Here is a 7562-nt window from a genome sequence, read left to right as displayed (position 1 = left end):
AAATTTTATTTATTATACAAATAAAAATAGATATATCTTACACTCTAATTTCAATGGGAATAATAGGGGCAATATTTATATATGAAAGTATAAAAAATGAAAGTAAAATTAAAATAGTTGAAAAAGTAAATTATAATTTAAGAGAAAAAATATTTAATCTAGAAGAAAATAAAAGGCTAGAAAATAAAGCCAACTATCAAAATATAGAAGCTGTTAAAATAGAGGAGCGAAATATTATATCTCAAAAACTTCATGATAAGATAGGTCATGTATTAGCTGGAAGTATAATGCAATTAGAAGCATTAAAAATCATTATTAATAGTGATAGAGAAAAGGGAATTATTATGCTAGATGGAATAACTAATAATTTAAGAGAAGGTATGGATGATATAAGGTCAACCCTTAGAAAAATAAAGCCAGAAAATACTGAAATGGGAGTTAATAATTTAAAATCAATCCTAGATGAATTTAGTAAAGAATTTAAGATTGAAAATAAAATTACATTTGAAGGGGATATAGGTGAAATTAATTTTGTATATTGGAAAGTAATTTTAGATTGTGTAAAAGAAAGTTTAACTAATGTAATAAAACATTCCAATGCAGATTTATTAAATATAGATATAAGCGTTTTAAACCAAATTATAAGAATACATATAAAAGATAATGGAAGTAAAGTTAAAGATGTTAAAAAGGGAATGGGATTATTAGGTATAGAGGAGAGAGTAGTTAATGTTAATGGAAATGTTTATTTTAATAATGAAGATGGATTCTCTACACTTATAATATTAAAGAGGTGAAATAATGATAAAGTTAATTATAGTTGATGATGACGTACTAATAAGAGAAAGCTTAAAAATAATAATAGATATAGATAAAGATATAGACGTTGTTAAAACATTAGAAAATGGAAAAGAGTGTATAGATTTTTTATCACAAAATGAAGTGGATGTAGTTTTACTAGATATGAGAATGCCTATTATGGATGGTGAAGAAGTATTAGCTGAAATAAGTAAAAGGAATATAGATGTTAAGGTATTAATACTTACTACATTTGATGAAGATAATTTAATAAGTAGTGCTATAAAGTATAAAACTAGCGGATACATATTAAAAAGTAGTAAACCAGATAAAATTATAAGTGGTATAAAATCAGTATATTTAGGTAATGGAGTATTTGAATCAGATATAGTTTCTAAGCTTTTAGTAGGAAAAGAAGATAATTGTAGTAATAAAATGGATAAATATGGATTAACCCAAAGAGAACTTGATATAGTAAAATTAATATCAGATGGATTATCTAATAAGGAGATATCATGTGAATTGTTTTTATCAGAGGGAACTGTTAAAAATCATATAACGTCTATATTATCTAAAATGGATTTAAAATATAGAACACAAATAGCAATTGAATACTTAAAAAGATAAATTACAATAGCTATCAAATCTTAAATAAATTTTATATAATTATTTATATAAGATTTAGAAATAAACGAGGGGGAGAAATATTATGAAAAGGTCAAAATTAGTAACATCTGCATTATCAATAGCTTTATTTTTATCGATAATGCCAAAAGCACACGCAAATGAAATTGAAAGTTATGCTATTGAAAATAAGTTAGTAGGGGCTAACAGATATTCAACAGCAGTAGAAGTTAGTAAAAAAGGTTGGAGTAAAGCGAATCAAGTTGTAATAGTAAATAGTAGTTCTATAGTAGATGCATTATCTGTTACACCTTTTGCTAAGTTAATAGATGCACCTATATTATTAACAGGTAAAGACTCTTTAGATAATACAACAAAAGAAGCTTTAAAAAATTTAGGAACTAATAAAGTACATATAATAGGTTCAACAGGAGTAATATCAGATAATGTAGCAAGCCAATTAGAATCTATGGGGATTACAACAAATAGAATTGGTGGAGTAAATAGACATGATACAGCACTAAAGATAGCTAATGAAATCAATAAAATAAAAGATGTATCAGAAATTGCAGTAGTAAATGGATATAAAGGACTATCAGATGCAGTAAGTATAGCTTCAACAGCAGCATCTAAGGGAATGGTTATATTACCAGCATCACCTAATAAGGGAATATCAGACTTTGAAGGATTTATAAAAGATGCTGATATAAAGAAATCTTACATAATAGGTTCAACTAGTGCAGTATCAGAGCAAATAGAAAATAAAGTACCTAATCCAGAAAGATTAGGTGGTTCAAATAGAAATGAAACCAATGCAAAGGTAATAAGTAAATTTTATACATCAGATAAATTAAATAATGTGTTTGTAGCAAAGAATGGTATGAACAGAGAAGACCAACTTATAGATGCACTAGCTGTTGGTGTTTTAGCAGCTAAGGAAAGTTCTCCAGTTCTTATAGTTGGAAATAATTTAAGTTCTTCACAAAAAACTTTATTTACAAACAAAAGTGCAAATACAATAACTCAAGTAGGTAGTGGTGGTAATGAAAATGCATTTAACGAATTAAAAGTATTACAATCAAATAGCAATAAACCTAATGAGTCAAATATAATGTATGTAACTAACTTAGATGAAGGACAACCATTAAATGTAAGAGCAGATGCTATAATAACATCTAATAAAATAGGTGAGTTATACAAAGGTGATAAAGTAGAAGTATTAGAAAAATATAATACTGGATGGGTAAAAATAAAGTTCAATAATGGTGTGGGTTATGTTAGTGGCTCTTATTTAACTAGTAAAGCACCAGAAGAGAATAATGAAAATGTAAAGATAAAATATGTAAATGCCACAGGTGGATTAAATGTTAGAAAAGGACCATCAACTGGAGATGCTATAATTGGAAGACTTTCATATGGAGATAGAGTAGAACAAGTAGAGATGTTTTCAACAGGATGGGTTAAGATAAAGTTTGAAGGTTCATACGGATATGTAAGTAATGATTATTTAAGTGTTAATCCAGTAAAATAAAATTAACTATAATAAAAAAGCTATGAGTAAATTTAATTTGTTCATAGCTTTTTTATATAATTAAAATATAAATTACTTAGTTTATAGAGAGTTGATAATCATAATATCTAGATTCAAAATAAGAATGTATTTTAAGATAGTTAAATCATGACTAAAGTCATAGATAACTTATGACTATATGTACTTAAATAATAGATAAAATTTCCATATAATTAAAATATAAAAAAATGGAGGTAGATTATGAAATATATTGAGATAAATGGACTATATAAAAGCTTTGGGGACTTTATAGCTTTAGAGAATTTAAATTTAACAATAGAAAAAGGGGATATATTTGGGTTATTAGGTCCAAATGGATCAGGAAAAAGTACGACTATAAATATACTAACTAATATTTTAGATAAAGATAGAGGAAGTATAAAAATATGTGATAAAGAAGTAAAGAAAAATGACTCAGAACTAAAGGGTAAGCTTGGGATAGTTCCTCAAGACTTAGCAATATTTGAAGATATGACAGCTCTTGAAAATGCAATGTTTTTCGGTTCACTATATGGATTAAGAGGAAAAGAATTAAAGGAAAAATCACTAAAAGCTTTGGAGTTTGTAGGTCTTGAAAATACTAAAAAATTAAGTAAGACATTTTCTGGAGGAATGAAAAGAAGATTAAATATAGCTTGTGGAATAGTACACAACCCTGAAATATTAATATTAGATGAGCCAACTGTTGGTATAGATCCCCAATCTAGAAATCATATAATGAAATCTATAAAAACACTAAACTCAAATGGATGTACAATAATTTACACTACTCACTATATGGAAGAAGTAGAAGCTATATGCAATAATATTGCAATAATTGATAAAGGTAGGGTAATAGCTAAAGGAGATAAAGAAAGCTTAAAAGCTATAATAACTAATAAAAATAAATTTGAAGTATTAGTAAATGATATAACAAATATTAATGAAAAAGAAATATTAGATATAAAGGGAATAGATAGTATTGAGTTTAAGGAAAATAAAATTTATGTAAGTATAGATAGAGAACTAAATTCATTAAATGAGTTTATATTGTATTTATCAAATAAAGATATAAAAATACTTGATATAAAAAGTAAAGTTATAACTTTAGAGGATGTGTTCTTAAACCTTACTGGAAGAAAGCTTAGAGATTAGGGGTGAAAAGTTTGAGTATAATAATATCTACGATAAAAAGAAGTTTAAGAGATAAAAGTACAATACTTACTACGATATTTTTAGTTTTAATATTACCATATATATTTTCTATGATGTTCTCATCTGAAAGTAAAGTAGAAACTGTAAATATTAATATTATTGCAGATGAAAAAAGTTCATTAACTAAATCTTATATAGAATTTATAGATAACTTTGAAAAAAATAATAAAGATATAAAAATTGTTCACAGTCTAAATTCAGATTCTGAAAATGAAGACTTAGGTATAAAAATAGATGAAAAAAATAAAAGTGTAAAGTTCATTGGAAGCAAAAGATTAAGATTAAGTGAGAGTATTATTCAAAATATTACAGAAGAATTTTTTAATCAAACAACTGTAAATGAAATAGCAAATAAAAATGAAGAGATAAATGAAAGTATAATAAAAGAAACAGTTTTAAAATCAGAATCAAATCCTAATGAAGATATGGACTATAAAGCGTATTTTGCAGTTATAATGCTACAAATGGCAACTCTTACAGCGAGTATATATGCATTTAAAAATACATTTTATATTAAGGAAAATATAGGAGAAAGAGTATTATCATCTCCAATAAAGGTATCAAAATTATTAATAATGGAAGTAATGGGGTCATTTATTACTATATTCACACAAGGAATTATAACACTTTTAATGATATCAATTATATACGGGGTAAAAATAACTACTATAAATATATTTGGTTTGATTTATATAATAGCTCTATTAAGTTTATTGGCAGTTAGTATAGGAATATTTACTACGGCTATAGCAAAGAAAAAAATTCATGGAGATAATATTGTATCATGGATAGTTTTAGTATTAACATTAAGTTCTGGAAAATTTACACCTAATATGTTTGGTAATAATGTAAGTAAAATATTAAAACTTAATCCATTTACATTGCTAAGTGAATCAATGCTTAAATTAGTAGATTCAAATATTTACTCTAATATAGGCTCAGCTACAATATTAACTATGTGCTTTGTAGTTGTATTAGTAACTATATCTACATTTATATTAAAAAGAAAAGTGGTGAAATAAGATGGAAAATATTTTAATTATATTAAAGCATAATTTAAAAAGTGTAATGAAACGTTGGTTTTTACTTATAATAATTTTCCCAATAGCTATAAATTTCTTTTTGACTACACTTATGAATGATTCAGATGGTGATGCTTATGATAAAAATATTATCGGTGTTTATACTAAAGATAATGGTGAAATTTATGAAAAAATAATACCTAAAGATAAATTTAAAAATGTTGTAAATATAAATTCACCTAAAGAAGTTAAGGATATGGTTAGAAATGAAGAAATATCAGTAGGAGTAATAATAGATAGTGATAATATACTTAATAGTATTAAAAATAATGAAGAAAATTTAATAGAAGTAATATCTAGTGAAGATGAACGAAATAAAGAATTGGTATTAAGTACTATAAATAATTCAATATCTAAAGTTTTATCATTTGGAGATACTAGTGAAGAAGTAATTAGCAACTTTGAAAAGTATGAAAATGAAAAATACACTTTCAGCAATGAAAGAAGTAGTTTATCTGAAGTAGTACCTTATATATTGATGTTTGGATTTTTCTGTATGGTATTTTTATTTATTGCCGGTAAGGCTCTTAGTCCAATAATAAAAGAAAGAGATATGAAAATTGATAAAAGAATATTAGTATCAAAGGTTAGTAGAGTACAATATATGCTAGGTCATATATTAGGGAGCTTTTTACTATTAATATTACAAAGCTTAACACTTTGCTGTACGTTTTATTTATTTAATAAAGATATTAATGTAAATTTTGGTTGGATGATAGTATTATCATTTGTACTATCATTGGTTGGAATATCAATAGCGCTTATTATAGTGTCAGTATCTAATAATGCTGAAATGTATTATGTCATATTATCTATGGTAGTTACACCAGTATCACTTTTAAGTGGTGGATTTTTACCACTTGAATTTATGCCTGAGATAGGTCAAAAAATAGCTATGGTATCTCCACTTACTTGGGTAAATTCAGCATTTAGAGGGATTATTATGAATGAAAATACTTTAAATATTAGTATAAATTTATTATCGGCAATTGCTATATCAGTAGTATTTATTATGCTATTTTTAATAATAGAATCTAAAAGAAAAAATAAAACCAGTTATTAATGATATAAAATATTATTAAACAAAAATCCACTTATTTATAAATAAGTGGATTTTTATATATTAAATTATTATGAATTTCTTAATTTACATAGTATTATTTGTTTTGAGAATTATATTGGTTCATTAATATTTCTTCACCCTTTTCAACTAAAGATCTAGTCATCATTCCACCGAAGTTTTCTCCAGCTAATACATTTTGAGCGGCTCCTTCTAATGTTCCTTGTGGAGCATTACTTTCTACTTTATCATTCATAGAATCATAGTTGTAACCTAATTCATTAGCTATTTCCATTTTTAAATTGCTTAGAGCTTGCTTTGCATTATTTTTAGATTGTAAATTCATTATAATAATCTCCTTTTAAAAGTAAGTTCTTAATAGTATAATTCACATAATAAAAGAAATTTATAACTAATTAAAACAAATTATAACTATTATGCAAGTATTTCCAAAAATAAGTTATAATATAATTATAATTACAAAGAGAGGTACAAAAATGGAAGAAAAACATTTATCGAAATCTACTGATAAAGAAGCTCTTATGAAAAGACTTAAAAGGATAGAAGGACAAGTAAAAGGAATTCAAAAAATGTTAGACGAAGAAAGATACTGTGTAGATATATTAGTCCAAATATCTGCTATAAGATCTGCTATAAATAAAGTTGGTACTATAATATTAGAAAATCATATAAAGGGATGTGTATCTGAAAGTATAAAGCAAGGAGATTGCGAAGGTACAGAGAATATGATAAATGAGCTTATGTATACTATAGATAAGTTTACTAAATAGGGGGAATGTATAAATGAATCAGCAAGGTTACATCATAGAAATTGTTGATGAGAAAACTGCAAAATTAAAGATGCAAAGACACTCAGCATGTGCATCTTGTGGAAAGTGTGTAACAAGCTCAGAAAAGAAGGATATATTAGTTGAGGTAGAAAATACTATAGGTGCAAAAATTGGGGATCATGTAGAAGTAAATATGGAAAATGTAAAAGTATTAAAGGCAACTGCTTTTGCATATTTAATACCTCTTATGGGACTTCTTATAGGAACAATAGGAACATACTTTATACTAGAATCATTAGGGGTTAAATCTAATATAGAGATAATAAGTGCCGTAGTAGGTTTTTTAACTACATTTATCTGTTATGTTGTTTTAAATAAAAACGATAACAAATTTAAAGATAGCAAAGATTTTATACCAACAATTACAAAAATATTAACTTAAT

At 25.4% G+C, this 7562-nt stretch carries 9 protein-coding genes; 8 read left to right on the top strand and 1 reads right to left on the bottom strand.

Annotated elements, in window-relative coordinates; translation table 11 throughout:
- From BN899_RS14310 to BN899_RS14285, 6 genes are all read left to right on the top strand, one after another.
- Positions 1 to 797: sensor histidine kinase (locus BN899_RS14310; RefSeq protein WP_052356868.1), on the top strand; the 797-nt coding region annotated here is incomplete at its 5' end.
- A 4-nt stretch (positions 798 to 801) separates the two neighbouring features.
- Positions 802 to 1425: a response regulator gene (locus tag BN899_RS14305; protein ID WP_147568579.1), complete on the top strand. Its 624-nt coding sequence runs from the start codon at positions 802 to 804 to the stop codon at positions 1423 to 1425.
- Positions 1426 to 1507: 82 nt separating this feature from the next.
- A complete protein-coding gene (locus BN899_RS14300) occupies positions 1508 to 2953 on the top strand; it encodes a cell wall-binding repeat-containing protein (protein WP_042276735.1) in 1446 nt (481 codons plus the stop codon).
- Between the two features lie 240 nt (positions 2954 to 3193).
- On the top strand, positions 3194 to 4126 hold the full coding sequence (locus BN899_RS14295; RefSeq protein ID WP_042276733.1) for an ABC transporter ATP-binding protein: 933 nt from the start codon (positions 3194 to 3196) through the stop codon (positions 4124 to 4126).
- 11 nt (positions 4127 to 4137) lie between these two features.
- Positions 4138 to 5208, top strand: coding sequence for an ABC transporter permease (locus BN899_RS14290; protein WP_042276731.1), 1071 nt, complete (start codon positions 4138 to 4140; stop codon positions 5206 to 5208).
- A 1-nt stretch (position 5209) separates the two neighbouring features.
- Positions 5210 to 6331 (top strand): ABC transporter permease, encoded by a 1122-nt coding sequence (locus tag BN899_RS14285; protein WP_042276728.1) that lies wholly within the window; start codon positions 5210 to 5212, stop codon positions 6329 to 6331.
- A gap of 94 nt (positions 6332 to 6425) precedes the next feature.
- On the opposite strand, the gene BN899_RS14280 is transcribed toward BN899_RS14285, so the two are convergent.
- Positions 6426 to 6674: a small, acid-soluble spore protein, alpha/beta type gene (locus BN899_RS14280; protein ID WP_042276725.1), complete on the bottom strand. Its 249-nt coding sequence runs from the start codon at positions 6672 to 6674 to the stop codon at positions 6426 to 6428.
- A 151-nt stretch (positions 6675 to 6825) separates the two neighbouring features.
- Between BN899_RS14280 and BN899_RS14275 the strand changes: the two genes are divergently transcribed.
- Positions 6826 to 7119 carry a metal-sensitive transcriptional regulator gene (locus BN899_RS14275; RefSeq protein ID WP_042276722.1) on the top strand — a complete coding sequence of 98 codons (294 nt, stop codon included), beginning with the start codon at positions 6826 to 6828 and terminating at the stop codon, positions 7117 to 7119.
- A 13-nt stretch (positions 7120 to 7132) separates the two neighbouring features.
- The gene (locus tag BN899_RS14270) at positions 7133 to 7561 is read left to right on the top strand and encodes a SoxR reducing system RseC family protein (RefSeq protein WP_042276719.1); all 429 of its coding nucleotides are present in this window, start codon (positions 7133 to 7135) and stop codon (positions 7559 to 7561) included.
- Position 7562 lies beyond the last annotated feature (1 nt).

Origin of the sequence: Faecalimicrobium dakarense, assembly GCF_000499525.1 — a bacterium.
Taxonomy (GTDB): Bacteria; Bacillota; Clostridia; order Peptostreptococcales; family Peptostreptococcaceae; genus Faecalimicrobium; species Faecalimicrobium dakarense.
Note: the sequence above shows the minus strand (reverse complement) of the source record. Positions and strands in the feature narration are given on the sequence as shown.

Coding starts and splice junctions, on each gene's coding strand:
- BN899_RS14280 (WP_042276725.1), bottom strand. CDS start 6,674: ATGAATTTACAATCTAAAAATAATGCAAAGCAAGCTCTAAGCAATTTA.
- BN899_RS14295 (WP_042276733.1), top strand. CDS start 3,194: ATGAAATATATTGAGATAAATGGACTATATAAAAGCTTTGGGGACTTT.
- BN899_RS14300 (WP_042276735.1), top strand. CDS start 1,508: ATGAAAAGGTCAAAATTAGTAACATCTGCATTATCAATAGCTTTATTT.
- BN899_RS14270 (WP_042276719.1), top strand. CDS start 7,133: ATGAATCAGCAAGGTTACATCATAGAAATTGTTGATGAGAAAACTGCA.
- BN899_RS14305 (WP_147568579.1), top strand. CDS start 802: ATGATAAAGTTAATTATAGTTGATGATGACGTACTAATAAGAGAAAGC.
- BN899_RS14275 (WP_042276722.1), top strand. CDS start 6,826: ATGGAAGAAAAACATTTATCGAAATCTACTGATAAAGAAGCTCTTATG.
- BN899_RS14285 (WP_042276728.1), top strand. CDS start 5,210: ATGGAAAATATTTTAATTATATTAAAGCATAATTTAAAAAGTGTAATG.